9 protein-coding genes are annotated in these 14,841 nt (G+C 54.6%); 1 reads left to right on the plus strand and 8 read right to left on the minus strand.

Annotated features, from left to right (window positions below; all coding sequences use genetic code 11):
* Positions 1–9: 9 nt before the first annotated feature.
* The 6 genes from gspF to A3224_RS08375 all read right to left on the minus strand — a co-directional run bounded on the left by gspF (position 10) and on the right by A3224_RS08375 (position 7,458).
* A complete protein-coding gene (gene gspF, locus A3224_RS08350; RefSeq protein WP_067153364.1) occupies positions 10–1,224 on the minus strand; it encodes a type II secretion system inner membrane protein GspF in 1,215 nt (404 codons plus the stop codon).
* 60 nt (positions 1,225–1,284) lie between these two features.
* Positions 1,285–2,781 carry a type II secretion system ATPase GspE gene (gspE, locus tag A3224_RS08355; RefSeq protein ID WP_067153366.1) on the minus strand — a complete coding sequence of 499 codons (1,497 nt, stop codon included), beginning with the start codon at positions 2,779–2,781 and terminating at the stop codon, positions 1,285–1,287.
* Positions 2,778–4,757, minus strand: a complete 1,980-nt coding sequence (gene gspD / locus A3224_RS08360; protein ID WP_082817448.1) for a type II secretion system secretin GspD — start codon at positions 4,755–4,757, stop codon at positions 2,778–2,780. The genes gspE and gspD overlap by 4 nt, the downstream gene beginning before the upstream one ends.
* A 53-nt stretch (positions 4,758–4,810) precedes the next feature.
* The gene (locus tag A3224_RS08365) at positions 4,811–5,494 is read right to left on the minus strand and encodes a type II secretion system protein N (RefSeq protein WP_067153368.1); all 684 of its coding nucleotides are present in this window, start codon (positions 5,492–5,494) and stop codon (positions 4,811–4,813) included.
* Between the two features lie 285 nt (positions 5,495–5,779).
* Entirely contained in the window at positions 5,780–6,709 is a 930-nt protein-coding gene (locus A3224_RS08370; protein ID WP_067153370.1) for an electron transfer flavoprotein subunit alpha/FixB family protein, read from the minus strand.
* Entirely contained in the window at positions 6,709–7,458 is a 750-nt protein-coding gene (locus A3224_RS08375) for an electron transfer flavoprotein subunit beta/FixA family protein (protein ID WP_067153372.1), read from the minus strand. The genes A3224_RS08370 and A3224_RS08375 overlap by 1 nt, the downstream gene beginning before the upstream one ends.
* 452 nt (positions 7,459–7,910) lie before the next feature.
* On the opposite strand from A3224_RS08375, the gene A3224_RS08380 reads away from it, so the two are divergent.
* Entirely contained in the window at positions 7,911–9,533 is a 1,623-nt protein-coding gene (locus A3224_RS08380) for an electron transfer flavoprotein-ubiquinone oxidoreductase (protein WP_197463136.1), read from the plus strand.
* A gap of 202 nt (positions 9,534–9,735) precedes the next feature.
* On the opposite strand, the gene A3224_RS08385 is transcribed toward A3224_RS08380, so the two are convergent.
* Both A3224_RS08385 and A3224_RS08390 read right to left on the minus strand, forming a co-directional pair.
* Positions 9,736–12,456 (minus strand): TonB-dependent receptor domain-containing protein, encoded by a 2,721-nt coding sequence (locus A3224_RS08385; protein ID WP_067153376.1) that lies wholly within the window; start codon positions 12,454–12,456, stop codon positions 9,736–9,738.
* Positions 12,457–12,585: 129 nt separating this feature from the next.
* A complete protein-coding gene (locus tag A3224_RS08390) occupies positions 12,586–14,235 on the minus strand; it encodes a serine/threonine protein kinase (protein ID WP_067153378.1) in 1,650 nt (549 codons plus the stop codon).
* Positions 14,236–14,841: the final 606 nt, after the last annotated feature.

Raw genomic sequence — 14,841 nt, forward strand, 5'->3', positions numbered from 1 at the left:
TACAGGCATCTAAACCACCAGTTGATTCATACTCATAATGGGCATCATGATAGCCATGACGATAAACAAAACGATACCGGCCATCAGCAGTAACATGGCCGGTTCAAATAGGCTGACAAAAGCCGTCACCGCCCCCTGGAGGTCCTGCTCCTGGGATTCAGCGGCGCGGCCAAGCATTTCGTCCAATGTGCCAGAGGATTCACCGCTGGCGATCATATAGATCATCATGGGGGGAAAATATTCCACATCCTCCAAAGCCTTGCGCAGGCTTCCGCCTTCCCGCACGTTCTTTTGGGCAATCTGCAGGCGCTCCTTGAGAAAATCGTTGCTCATAACGCCACTGGCGATACCCATTGCCTGCACCAGGGGTACGCTGCTGCCGGTCAATATGGCCAGGGTTCCCACATAGCGGGCGCTCTGGCTGCCGCGTACCAGCCAGCCGATCATTGGCAGCTCGAGTAACTTGTGATGAAAGCGATACCGCACCGCCGGACGGCGCAGCAACACTGCAATCGCGACAACCAAGGCCGCTACGGCTGGCGGCACCAACCAGCCCCAGGCGGAAATAAAGTCGCTAAATGCAACCAGTATCCGCGTTGGTAGGGGCAGGACTTGGCCGGTACCAGTGAAAACCTCTATTACATCCGGCACCACATAGACCATCAGGCCTGTCACAACCAAAATACAGATCACCACCAGTACCGCAGGATAGATCAGCGCCAGCTGCACCTTCTGGCGGAATTTCTGCTGGTTTTCCGTGTAGTCTCCGAGGCGTTCCAAGACGGCGTCCAGGTGTCCTGAGTGCTCTCCCGCTTCCACGGTGGCGCGGTACAGCTTGGGAAAGGCACGCGGAAAACTGCTCAAAGACTGAGCGAAACTGTGTCCTTCCAGTACTTTGCCCCGCACAGCCAAAACGATGCGGCGAATTTTCTGATTTCGGGTCTGATTGGCAATGGCACCGAGCGCCTCTTCGAGTGGAATACCGGCGCGCAACAGCGTTGCTATTTGGCGGGTGAGGAGCGCCAGGTGCTTAATACTGAGTCCTGGGCTACCGGAGAAAAGTCGGGCACTGCCGTTGCCCGTTTCAGTGGCCGGGGCCACCTCCAGCGGTACCAACCCCTTGGCACGCAACTGCTGACGCGCGGCGCGCGCGCTGTCTGCCTCCAGGGTCCCACGGCTCTTGCGCCCGGAATCCGTCAGGGCTGTGTATTCAAAGGCCCCCACCGTCAGGCACCTCCAGGCCCGGACAAACGAGATTCAGGCTGGCAAAACGGTGTGCTTTTTTTACGATTCTTGTGTAACACGCAACACCTCCTCCAGTGAAGTGATACCCGCGAGCACCTTGGCCACACCGTCCTCGCGAATGCTCGGTGCCACCTTGCGCGCCTCGGCCACCAACTTGCTTTCAGAGGCGCGATCGTGAATGAGTTGGCGCATGACTTCATTGACCGGCACCAGCTCGTAGATGCCCACCCGTCCGACATAGCCACTGTGGTTACATTGCTCGCAGCCATTGGGACGGTATATGGCGGCCTCCACGGAGGGATCTAATCCCAACAACTGGCGCTCGTTACTGTCTGGCGCGTGGGGCTGTTTGCACTCCGGGCACAGGACCCGCACCAAGCGCTGGGCCAGAACACCAATCAGGCTGGACGACAGCAGGAAAGGCTCGATCCCCATATCCACCAGACGTGTCACCGCCCCCAGGGCAGTGTTGGTATGCAATGTGGATAGCACCAAGTGCCCGGTGAGACTTGCCTGGATCGCAATCTGCATGGTTTCGAGATCACGAATCTCCCCCACCATAACGACATCCGGGTCCTGACGCAGAATAGCGCGCAGACCGCGGGCAAAGGTCATATCCGCCTTGGTGTTGACCTGGGTCTGCCCCACCCCCTCCAGGTTGTATTCAACCGGGTCCTCGACAGTCAGGATGTTTTTTTCCCGGTTATTGATCGAACCGAGGCCGGCATAGAGCGTGGTGGTTTTACCAGAGCCGGTCGGTCCGGTGACCAGCAGAATTCCGTGGGGACGTGACAATAAGTCCGTCATGACCTTGAGGTCCCGGTCAGACATACCCAGCTTGGTCAGGTCCATACGGCCCGCCTGCTTGTCGAGAAGGCGCATCACCACACGCTCACCGGCGGAAGACGGCATGGTGGAAACCCGCACATCCACTTCACGCCCCGCCATCAACAAAGAGATGCGACCGTCCTGGGGAACACGCTTCTCCGCGATATCCAGTTTCGCCATTACTTTGATACGGGATACCAGTAGCGGCGCCAGAGCCCGCCGCGGCTGTAGCACCTCGCGCAGGACGCCGTCCACCCGGAAGCGGACCACCAGGCGCTTCTCAAACGTCTCGATATGAATATCCGAGGCCCCCTGTTTGAGGGACTCGGCAAAGATTGCGTTGATCAGCTTGACGATAGGGGCGTCGTCTTCCTGCTCCAGCAGATCTTCCGCCTCCGGCAGGGAGTCCACCACCGCGGCCAGATCCAGCTCTTCACCAAGCCCTTCCACCTCGGACAGATTGCCACCTTCGCGGTTCTCGTACTGGCGCTGAAGTTCGGCCTGAAAGGCTTCCTCTTCTACAGCTTCCAAGTCCACCGCACATCCGCACAGGCGCTGTACCTCCGCCAGCACCGTGGGGTCCAACGGCTCAACATAACGGCAACTCGGGCAGCCGTTGCTGTCACCCAGCAACACCCGATGGCGCTTGGCGAAGGCATAGGGGAGACGCCGCACCGCACTTATTGTGTCTACAGCTTCCGACGTCATTTCCCGACTTCCGCCTCCAGCACTTCGACCGGCGCCTCCTGATCGCCATCGTCATAACTGCCACTGGGTGGCAACAGATCCGGCAGCACGTCACCCCTATGCCAGTCCCAAATCAAGCTGGTCCTGTCTTTCAGATTCATCTGTTTTTGCTGAAGGTCGAGATAACGCCTGCGGGTCTCTTCATATCCCGCCACTTGGGTACTGAGGATTCTGGGGCGCAAAAACACCATCAGGTTGGTTTTGGTTACGTCTTTGTTGCTCGTTCTGAAAAGACGTCCGATCCCGGGAATATCTCCCAGCAGCGGCACCTTGGACTTGGTCTCAGTAACTGTATCTTCAATCAGGCCGCCGAGCACCAGTATGGCGCCGTCATCGATTAAAACCTTGGTCCTAATTTCCCGCTTGCTGGTGATGATGTCGGAAGCCCCGGTGGCCGCTTCAGCCGTTACAGGCAGGACATTCTCTACTGTCTGTTCTATCTCCAGCGTAACGGAGTTGTTGTTATTGACCCTGGGCGTTACTTTCAAGGTAGTGCCCACATCCTGGCGCTGGATGGTGGTGAATGGATCGCTGGTACTCCCGGAAAGCAGCTGTTCGCCGGTAATAAATGGCACATTCTGACCCACTAGGATTTCCGCTTCCTCATTGTCGAGCGCCATAATCGTAGGGGTAGACAGAATATTCGCGTTGTTTTCCGTTGCGAGCGCATTAATTGCCACACGGATATCGGTGCCGCTGATATAACCCAGGTTCAAACCGCTGCCGATGAGCGAAGCGGGACTGAGAGAAAATGGGTTAAAGGGCAGAATTTCGTTGCCGTCGTCATCTTCTAAAGGCACATCAGAGGCATCATTATTAAAGCCCGCAAAAACGTCGTCGTCGGCACCGGCGATCCATTTAATACCGAGCTCACTTGTGGTGCCCTCAGACACTTCGACAATAATCGCTTCGATCAGCACTTGGGCACGGCGCACATCCAGCTTGGCAATAACCTCTTTCATGGTTTGCAGCAGGGACGGCGGCGCGGTAAGTACCAGTGAGTTGAGGGATTCGTTGACCTGAATACTGACCTCGACATCCGCGGCCTGCTGATCCTTCTCAGTCTTCTGGATACTTCCGCTCATTCCTTCGAGGATCGGTTTCAGATCCGCGGCGTTGGCATATTGCACGTAAACGACCGCAGTATTACCTTCGCCCGTCAGCGGTTGGTCGAGACGGTGAATCACGTTCTTAAGCTGCTGGCGGGTGACGGGGTCGCCGGTCAGCAGCACACTGTTGGAGCGCTCATCAACAGCAATACGCAGAGGCTGCACTTCGTTGCCGGCCTTGCCTCCGGATTGCAGCAGTTCAGTCAACACCTGCTTTATTTCCTTGGCAGAAGCAAACTGCAGAGGCACCAGTTCTATGTCGATGGCTCCCGCGCGATCCAACTGTTTTACCAGACGCACTATCTGGTCGATGTTCGCAGCCCGATCGGCAATGATCAGTGTATTTGTGTCGGCATAGGCCGCCAAGTGGCCAGTCTGGGGGATGAGGGGGCGCAGCATGGCGATCAGTTGTGCTGCGGAAATATTCTCGACACGCACGGTACGCACCACCAGAGACTCCCCTGGAACACGCACCCCGTCGTCTGTCACCGGAATGGCCTGCTGCTTGGCCAGCGCGTCTGGTACCACCTTCCATGTACTACCCTGCTCCACCAGGCTGAAGCCATTGACCTGCAGCACGGACATAAAGACCTCAAAGGCCTCCTCATGAGTCATCGGGTCGCCGGCGACCACGGTGACTTTGCCCTTCACATTCGGGTGCACAATGATATTTTTGCCGGTGAAATCGGCGGCCCAGTTGATCAGGTCGCGAATGTCGGCATTGTCCAGAGATAGGGTAACTCTTTCCGGAGGCTGAGCCAGTACTGCGATAGATATCAACAATCCCAGGCCGACAGCAAGCAGCCGCTGACAGAACATCCTCTTCATTATGTATCTGGCTCTTCTGATTTTTTTAAAATGGTCTTGGCAAAAAAATTCAATTAATTTCTGCGTTCAGCACGGTGCTTCCGCGCTTGGGCGCGCAACTCTTCCAAGCGTTCGCGGATAGATTGCTGCTTCTCCGAGCGATTGGCCCCGGTGGCCGCGCTAATTTCAGCCGCTTGGCGAATATAATTAGAATAATTGCGCAACGGGACGCTGGGGCGACCATCCTCGTCTGGATAAGTCAGCTTTTCCATTTTGCCGTTACGGCGCAGAACAATATGGTCAACAGCCACAGAATAGAGTTCCGCGCCACCCGGAAGTCTGTCGCCAATATAAACACGTTGCGCCGGCTTGCCCTTTTCCGCCACCAGGGCGCTGGCCCTTTCCTTTACACTGCTGTCCAGTACGCCAGACAGCACTAGATTGAGCTGAGTGATAGGGATGTTCGACAGGTCCAAGTCCAGCTGTGGCGCCTTCTCTACAGAGGCCACGCCGAAGAACGGAGTATCTGGGATTGAGGCTGCCCGCTGGATTCGCGCGGTACGGCTACTGCGCTCGACCAGCAGTGACTCCGCCTGTTCAGCGGGCATCAGCAGCGAGCCATAGGCCATCAAATTGACCAACAGCCAGCCGGCGATCACAGCTACGGAAACAACGGCGCTACGCGGCAAGGGTTTGCGCTGCTCTCGCGACGCAAATCTGGCACCGATGACCCCAACGGCTCGCTTTACTGCGGACATGAACAAACCTGTATATCAGCGCAACGATTGACTGAATTTATTGATTATTGACGCCTATTCTCTTTCGTCATTTAACGAAAGGCAACGTTCTGGAAGCTTTGGATGATACTGCATAGAAATCACACATTCCTAGCCGCACTTCGCTTCACGCCTCTTCCTACGGCAATTATTGGATCGAAAGAAAATTTAGGCGCCACAGGTGCTCGGGCCGTACACGACCTGAACCAAAAGAAAGGGCGGCTCAATGCCGCCCTTCCAGCTGCAGTTCAGTATATTAATCGATGATTACAACTTTGTTTCAAACTCAGGTATCACTTTGAAAAGATCATCAACCAGGCCGTAGTCGGCAACCGAGAAAATCGGCGCCTCCTCATCCTTGTTGATCGCCACAATCACTTTGGAGTCCTTCATGCCCGCCAAGTGCTGGATAGCACCGGAAATACCCACGGCGATATAGAGGTCCGGCGCGACAATCTTACCCGTCTGCCCCACCTGCATATCATTGGGCACAAAACCGGCATCCACCGCAGCGCGGGAAGCGCCCACTGCGGCTCCGAGCTTGTCTGCCAGTTTGTAGAGCATTTCGAAGTTCTCACCGCTCTGCATACCCCGGCCGCCGGAGACGATCACGCGGGCGGAAGTCAGCTCCGGACGGTCGGAGGCAGCAAGCTCTTCACCAACGAAGGTGGAAACACCGGCATCCTCAGCGATAGTGACGCTTTCGACCGCCGCACTACCGCCTTCAGCCGCCACCGGATCAAATGCAGTTGCACGCACAGTGACCACCTTGATGGTGTCTGAGCTTTGTACAGTTGCGATCACATTTCCGGCGTAGATCGGGCGCTTAAAGGTATCAGCGGCCTCCACGGCGATGATGTCGGAAATAGGCTGCACGTCCAGCAGGGCCGCTGCGCGCGGTAGCATATTCTTACCAGTGGTGGTAGCTGGCGCCAGGATATGGCTGTAGTCTTTGCCCAGATCTGCAACCAGTTTGGCCACGTTTTCCGCCAGTTGATGCTCGTAGGCGGCATTGTCCGCAACCAACACTTTGCTCACACCCTCGATTTTGGCGGCGGCTTCGCTGGCGGCAGCGCAGTTCGCACCTGCAACCAAAAGGTGGATATCGTCACCAATCGCCTTGGCCGCGGCGATGGTATTGAGCGTAGCGCCCTTGATCTCGGCGTTGTCGTGTTCCGCAATAACCAGAATGCTCATCAGATTACCTTCGCCTCGTTTTTCAGTTTATCTACCAGTTCGTCCACGCTCTCCACTTTGACACCAGCCTTACGCTCAGCAGGCGGCTCAACCTTAAGTGTCTTGGTGCGCGGAGCGATATCCACCCCGAGCTCATCCGGAGTCGTGGTATCAAGCGGCTTCTTCTTCGCCTTCATGATATTGGGCAGAGAGGCATAACGCGGCTCATTCAAACGCAGGTCGGTGGTGACAATGGCCGGCAGCTTCAATTCCAGCGTCTGTAGGCCGCCATCGATTTCACGGGTTACTTTAACCTTCTCACCCTCAACGGTGACCTCAGAGGCAAAAGTGCCCTGCCCCATGCCGGTAAGGGCCCCGAGCATTTGGCCAGTCTGATTGTTGTCACCGTCAATCGACTGCTTACCCAGAATCACCAGCTGCGGCTCCTCTTTCTCTACGATGGCCTTCAGGCACTTGGCCACTGCCAGCGGCTGCAATTCAGCGTCGGTCTCTACCAGGATGCCCCGGTCGGCACCCAGTGCCAAGGCAGTGCGAATTTGCTCCTGACACTGTTTGGGGCCCATGGAAACGGCGACTATCTCGCTGACAACGCCCTTCTCTTTCAAGCGGACCGCCTCTTCTACAGCAATTTCGCAGAAGGGGTTGATAGACATTTTTACGTTGGCGGTGTCGACGTCAGAGCCATCCGCCTTCGGGCGGACCTTGACGTTGTAGTCCACAACGCGTTTCACAGCTACTAGAACTTTCATGGAAATCCCGTCTTCAATAAGCCTTTTGGGAGCCGCGACTGATTGTTCACAATCGCGAACGGATAGGGTCTAGCGGTCAAACAACTGTTTGAACGGCGTGTATGGTGGCCCTTCTATACCTCAAAATCAATAGCCAAATAGAGAGCCACACCGTCATTCAGCAAATCTATTTCTGTGTATAAAAAGGGGCAATTCAGCCACCTAAGCCATTGAAATGCGGCGTATTTGCCACACTAATTGAATAGTCCTGCAATTGGTAGGGCTGTTTGAATCGCTATATACTTCGCGGCCAATGATAGCCAGGATTCACACCGATAACTTATTGCCTTTGTGAATACCCGCTGTTGGAGGGGCCGGGAAGCCTTGCGGCATGCCCCCGCACCTGAAGTAGCCCAAGTGGGCTCCCAGAACCCATAGAATAAACAGAGGAGAGCGCCGTGGAACGCGAATCAATGGAATACGACGTAGTGATAGTCGGTGCCGGCCCCTCCGGCTTGGCGGCGGCCTGCAAACTGCGCCAGCTCAATGAAGATATCTCCGTGTGTGTAGTGGAGAAAGGTTCCGAAGTCGGTGCCCATATCCTCTCCGGGGCAGTCTTTGAGCCCACAGCCCTTAACGAACTATTCCCGGACTGGAAAGAGCGCGGCGCCCCCCTCAATACCGAGGTAAAAGGTGACGACATCTACGTGATGCGCAGCGCCGACAAGGCGATGCGGGTACCCAGCTTCTTTGTACCCAACACCATGCACAACGAGGGCAACTATATCATCAGCCTCGGCAACCTGTGCCGCTGGCTGGCGGAACAAGCCGAGGCCCTGGGTGTGGAAATTTTCCCCGGCTTCGCCGCCGCAGAAGTGCTCTACAACGAAGACGGCTCTGTGAAAGGCATCGCCACTGGTGATATGGGCGTAGCCGCCGACGGCTCTCACAAGGATTCCTACATGCCCGGCATGGAGTTGCATGCCAAATACACGCTCTTCGCCGAGGGCTGTCGCGGCCACCTTGGCAAACAATTGATCGAGCGCTTCAAACTCGCTGATGGTAAAGACCCACAGCACTACGGCATCGGTATCAAGGAAATCTGGAAGGTTGCCGACGACAAGTATAAGCCCGGCCTGGTTGTGCACACCGCCGGTTGGCCGCTGGATGAAAGTAACTCCCACGGCGGGGGCTTCCTCTATCACCTGGAGGACAACCAAGTGGTGGTGGGCTTGATCACTGACCTAGCCTATAGCAATCCCCATGTCAGCCCCTTCGACGAATTCCAGCGCTACAAACATCACCCCGTGATCAAACAGTACCTGGAAGGCGGTCAGCGCGTTGCCTATGGTGCCCGCGCTATCACTAAAGGCGGCCTCCAGTCTCAGCCCAAAATGACATTTCCCGGCGGCCTGCTGATCGGTGACAACGCCGGTACCCTCAACTTCGCCAAGATCAAAGGCAACCATACCGCGATGAAATCCGGCATGATCGCTGCCGAAGTGATTGTCGAAGCACTTAAAGCGGGGCGCACCAACGACGAGCTGACTGAATACACCGACAGGTACCGCGACAGCTGGGCCTGGAAGGAGCTCTACAAACAGCGCAATTTCGGTCCGGCACAGCACAAGTGGGGCAATATCCTCGGTTCCGCCTACGCCTTTATCGATATCAACATTTTCCAGGGCAAACTGCCTTGGACGCTGAGTGACTCCAAGGCGGATCACGCCCAACTAAAACCGGCTGCGGATTGTAAGAAAATCGACTATCCGAAGCCCGATGGGGTACTCAGCTTCGACAAGCTGTCATCGGTATTTATCTCCAATACCAACCACGAGGAAGATCAGCCTTGTCACCTGACGTTAAAGGATGACGAAATCCCCTTGAATCACAATTTGCCCATCTACGACGAGCCGGCCCAGCGCTACTGCCCCGCCGGAGTATACGAGGTCGTCGAGGAAGCGGGTAAACAGCGTTTTCAGATCAATGCCCAGAACTGTGTGCACTGCAAAACCTGTGACATTAAAGATCCAACCCAGAACATCGTTTGGGTGGCTCCAGAGGGAGGCGGCGGCCCCAACTACCCCAATATGTAAGCGAGCCATTTAAAAAGCGCCCAATGGGCGCTTTTTTGTTTGTGTTACACACAGACGGCGCATAAAAAAACCGAATACCAAAACGGCATCCGGTTTTAATGCGCCTTCCATAGCGCATGCCCTACGGTTGCTATCCGCAACCGGTTTATTCCCTGTGAACTTCTCCTTGTTATTGGATTTAGTCGTTGCTAAATCTGGCTGCTTAGAACTTATACTGGGCACTCAGCATAAACGATTGCCCCGGTTTCTCCTCGAAGACAATCACGTCGCTGCGCTCGATTTCTACGGCTTCATCCAACAGGTTCTGAATCTTGGCCTTGACAGTGATTTCCTGGGTGGGGTACCAGGAATACGTCAGGTCAAGAGAGTGGAATGGCTGCTCGAACGCATCCGGAGCACCGTTACGGCCGGCCAGGTACAGCCGTTCACCGAAGACATTGTAGCCCAGGGTGGCCGCATGGGCGCCGTCCGGAGAATCGAAGCCCACCAGCATATTGACAACATACTCCGAGGCGCCCGTCATCTCTCTTACCGGATTGGTAGGCGCATCCGCTTCAGAGCCGGCGACCAGTTCAGAATCCTGCAAGGTGATATTGCCCTGCACGAAGAAGCTATCCATGATTCCGCCGAGGAATTCCAGCGTCTTCAGGCCCTCAATTTCGACACCCGTGATTTCTCCGGACTCAGCATTAATTATTTCGCGGGCCACGTTGGTATCACTGGAAGCCAATTCGAAAAATTCGATCGGGTCCGCAATATCCTTGTAATAAACGGATACTGTGAGGTTGTCGCCGTTATCAAAGAACCACTCTGCACGTACATCGTAGTTATTGATTTCAGATGGCCGAACATTCGGATTACCCTTCACCTGCTCATCGGTAATCGGATCGATATAAATCGCATCAGTGATTTCGCGCAAGTCCGGCCGCACCGCGGTCTTACTGGCAGCGAAACGCAGCTGGAAGGTTTCCGCCCACAAGGAACCCATATAAGTCAAAGAGAGCGAAGGATAAACTGCGTCTTCGGTAAAGGTGGCATTTTTCAGCGCCTCAACGTCCATAGTAATCTGTGGGTCGTCGATGCTGTAGCCGTAGGGGTTCCAGTCTAGAGCGACTTGACTGTAGTCTTCCCAACGGGCTCCGGCGGCAATACGCCAGGTTTCATTAAGCGTCCAGTCCACTTTACCGAAAGCAGCGTCGGTGGTGGTAGCGGCAATATAGCTCTGATTATTTGTGCCAGCCCGGTCGAAAACATAGTTGTTATTTGGATCAGTAATTTGCTTGTCACTGAAAACCTGATCCAGGGATCCGCTCAAAGAATCCGGATCCGCTACGCTCAACGCTCCGAGACGGAACTCGGTTTCCTTGTAAGTCCGCCCTTTCTCAGTGCGAGAAAAACCACCACTCAACTCAAGAGTCGAGCTGGAGAATTCCATAGGCACCATCGCGGACCAACCGTAGCTCGTTACTTCATCTTCCAATTCTGTAAAGCGGAACCCTGAGCTGTTTACACCGACACTGACGGTTGAACTTATCGCTTCGCCATTTTCCTTGGTAATGGTATCAGCGCTTACGCTAACCTCATTGGGGATACTTGTCTCGGCCGTGGCGTCCGAATAAAACCATTCCAGCACCAACTCCTCGGGCACCCAGTCCAGGTAAGAGCCGAACAGTGCCTTGGTTTCAGGGCCCAATGAGTGGCGCCCCTTCGCTTGATGTAAAAGCAAATCGCGCTCTTCATATTTAATGGTGTACTCGCGGAAGCCCCGCCCATCGGAAACTTCACGGTTTTCGTTGAAGTAATCGCGAATCGCGGTCTCGTCGTCAGTATTGCGCAGGTAGAGACTGGTTGTGGAAACCTCATGCTCATCCGCGTAACGCAACCCAAGGTTTAAGTTGCCGCTGAGGTCCACCGAGTATGTAGACTTGTTCTGAGTGTCTATACGTTCTTCCGGAAAACCGTAGCTGCGCTTGATACGCTCTTCCTCTCTCCACCTGCTCTTGTAGGAGCCGCCGGCCAGGAAACCCAGCTCCCAGCTGTCCCCGATGTAAAACCGATTACCAACACTGGCTTTTACATCGCTATCGGGGCTACTAGACTCTTCCTCGATCGCGATATCGCGATTTAGACTCAGGGCCAGTTCACGGTTCAGCGCCTGTGCGGCAGTAATGGCCTCTTGAGGCGAGCCGTACTCGTTACCTTCAGATTCGAGCGTGGTGCGGATTTCGCTGACGCCCAGACTCCCCTTAAAGCGCTGCAAAGCTGTTGCCAGTTCTGACGGCAGTGCCCGGGTTCCATCATCCGTCCCGAATACATCGTCGTCACCGCCATCATAGGTCAGTACATCGCCTTCCGTTTCCGTATTGAACCCGGTACCCAGTTCAAGGGAATAGGTCAAAGCATCCGGGATGCCCTTGGTACGGATATCCACGTTACCGCCACCAAAACTCGCGGCCTGATCGGCGGAATAGGACTTCTGCACCGCCAGGGAGTCCACGACAGAAGTGGGAAATATATCCAGGGGAATCACGTTGCGTGTGAGATCCGGCGATGGCACGGCAGCGCCATTCAGTGTCGTACTGGAGTAGCGCTCTCCTAGGCCGCGCACATAGACAAATTTGCCGTTCACCAAAGACAAGCCGGATACCCTGCGCAGCACTGCGGCCACTGTGGAATCGCCCACACGACCGATCATCTCGGAACCGAGAATATCCGTCACGACTTCTTCTTCCAGGCGTTCATTGATCAGCAATTCAGCCGAGTCACGCAGACGCCCCTGCACCATCACTTCTTCGATCTGCTGGGCTTGCGGGCTCAGCACATTGTCCATTTCCACCTGCGCCCATGTGTTGGGGGCAACTGCTGAGGCCGTGGCGATAGCCAGTACCAACGGCGCTCTCTGATATTTATCGATTTTAACCATTACACAGGCCTCTTAATCGTTCCTGTTAACACTGCGGTAGAATCAAACGGGGCGCCGACTCCCGCTGAGAAAGTGGCGCCCCGTGGGATCAGGGAGCGAGTCCCCAACCATTTCTACAACTTATATTTCTTATTGCTCGAACCACAGTGCCTGCGCGCGGCTGCCTTCATGCAAGCCATATGTCCAGCCTTGAGTCCAATCGGTACCACCCTGGCTCAGAGCGCCAAAGTAAGCGCGGGAAATTGGGGAAATCGCAACAGCGGCATCGTTGACACGCATATTGGCGGTATCGATAGAGTAAACAGCCGGTGTGCCCTCAAGCAGTTGCAGCTCCGTGCTGTTCATAGCTGTTGCATCCACAGCGCCAGTTACATCGGCGAAGACGTTGTTGTTGGCAACAGCCCAGTCTTCCAGAGAGTCTGCACCGACAGGACCGCCTTTGGTCTTATCTTCACAGGCGAAGATATTGGACTCGATCTGCACTTCTGAGCCCGACTCGGCTTCGGCTAGCGTTTCGGCACTCTCTACACGCAGACAGTAATTGCTGCCTTCCGCCCCATTCTCATCAGCGGTCAAAGAGGCCACCACCATGGAATTGGTAATTTTCGGGAAGATACCTTCGCGGAAACGCCAGCCGGCACCCGGATCGTGTGTACCACCAGCCTGGGCGGAAATAATGCAGGTTAGTCCGTTGATTGTCGGGCGACTGTTCAAGCCGGCGGCAATCAGAGCTGAGTAGTCATTACTGTCACTGTAGCTGCCAATGCCATCCGCCTCGATACAGTGGTTGCCGTCGGCTTCAGCCTGAATCACCAGCGCATTGGTGATAGAGCCCTGCCAGCCTTCGTCGATATCGATGGCGTCGTCACGTACATACAGAGCCACATAGTTCTCAAAACTTACCGCACCACCGAACATTTCAATGCCGTCGTCATAAGTGGAATAAACCTGGAGGTTTTTGACGATAGTTCCACTACCCACGGCGCTGAAAGTGATACCGTTCAGCTCGTCACCATTGGCTACTTCGGCACCGGTGTGCTTAACACGGACATATTCGAGCTGGCCGGAATTGTCTTCATTATTGTCACCGCCGTAGTTGGATTGATCCTTGCCGGCGGCACCTTCTGCCAGCACGTGACACTCGGAAGTTTTCAGGTTGCCATCATAGGCGCATTTATTGGTAATACCGAAGCCATTGATCACCATACCGCCCCACTGCTGCACATCATCAAAGGCAACAGTTCCGTCTATGGCATCAGATGTGGAAGTAAAAGTGATCGGGTCCGTAGCGGTACCGACTGCGAAGATCTGAGATCCGCGATTGATTACGATAAATTTGGAACTGTCGGGGAAAGCGATGGTCGAACCCGCCTCGATGGTGAGTTTAGCGCCATCGCCACCTTCAGTGATACCAGCCGCAGCCATAGTGGCATCGTCATCATAGTTGTTACCGACGAACAGGCTTCCTTCGAAAATATGCACACCACCATTGTCCAGAGCCGGAATATACAGGTCGACAGTCAACGGGTTACCGGAATCTACGAAGCTAGCAGAGTATGTGCAGTGTGTGCCATCAAAGCTTCCCTGTTTGACTTGACCGCTCTTTTCATAAGATGCACAGGGATTGTCTGAGCTGTCGCTGCTACCGCCACCACTTGTGGAGTTGTCAACGGAATTGTCGACAGTAGTAGGATTAATATCGATACCACCACTATCACAACCAGCCAACAACGCGGAAATTGCGGCTGCCAGCAGAAGTTTATTGTTTACTCGCTTCATATTTCCCCCTACAGGAAGTGTTGCAATTTTTGGCAGCTGAAAACCTGTTTTTCTAACTCAGCTGTGCGTCCTGAATTTGGGTTCCGATCTTCAGGCTGCCCTGAAACTGTGACTTGTTTTATTCGCCAGAGCGATTCGGACGCGGGGGAGTTTAGGAAGGGAATGTTGCGAAAATGTTACTCTTGGAGTTTTTTTTCAAAAAACCTGTAATATATTTTCATCTCAATAAACAAATGACATTTTTATTGCAATAAGGTTTCAGAAGTACAAATATCGGACAAATTTGCAGGTAGTCGCGGCAATCAATTTTCCAGTTATTATTACAGTAAACCGAAATGACATCGCGTCCAGGGGGTACTTGTCGAATCAAAAGGGAAAATTACCAGCGGATGCCGGGCGGCAGTTGGTAAAGTGATAGAGTATATCGCGCGCGCTGACCAAGTGCGGCCTACCCCAAGAGAGCCACTGATTCATGCGCAGCGCTCACCCGCGGGCCAGTTCACCCAATAGTGATTTGTCGCGACAAAGTGAGAAACCGGGGGAGTCTCTGACGATGTCATTTCATGACGGAAAGGTTGCTTTGGCGCCAAACAAGAAACTCAGGTG

It is taken from the genome of Microbulbifer thermotolerans (assembly GCF_001617625.1).
Lineage (GTDB): Bacteria > Pseudomonadota > Gammaproteobacteria > Pseudomonadales > Cellvibrionaceae > Microbulbifer > Microbulbifer thermotolerans.

Bases quoted from the DNA above. Each gene is read 5' to 3' on its own strand.
- gspD (WP_082817448.1), bottom strand. From the start codon at position 4,757: ATGAAGAGGATGTTCTGTCAGCGGCTGCTTGCTGTCGGCCTGGGATTG.
- A3224_RS08385 (WP_067153376.1), bottom strand. From the start codon at position 12,456: ATGGTTAAAATCGATAAATATCAGAGAGCGCCGTTGGTACTGGCTATC.
- A3224_RS08380 (WP_197463136.1), top strand. From the start codon at position 7,911: ATGGAATACGACGTAGTGATAGTCGGTGCCGGCCCCTCCGGCTTGGCG.
- gspE (WP_067153366.1), bottom strand. From the start codon at position 2,781: ATGACGTCGGAAGCTGTAGACACAATAAGTGCGGTGCGGCGTCTCCCC.
- A3224_RS08365 (WP_067153368.1), bottom strand. From the start codon at position 5,494: ATGTCCGCAGTAAAGCGAGCCGTTGGGGTCATCGGTGCCAGATTTGCG.
- A3224_RS08390 (WP_067153378.1), bottom strand. From the start codon at position 14,235: ATGAAGCGAGTAAACAATAAACTTCTGCTGGCAGCCGCAATTTCCGCG.
- A3224_RS08375 (WP_067153372.1), bottom strand. From the start codon at position 7,458: ATGAAAGTTCTAGTAGCTGTGAAACGCGTTGTGGACTACAACGTCAAG.
- A3224_RS08370 (WP_067153370.1), bottom strand. From the start codon at position 6,709: ATGAGCATTCTGGTTATTGCGGAACACGACAACGCCGAGATCAAGGGC.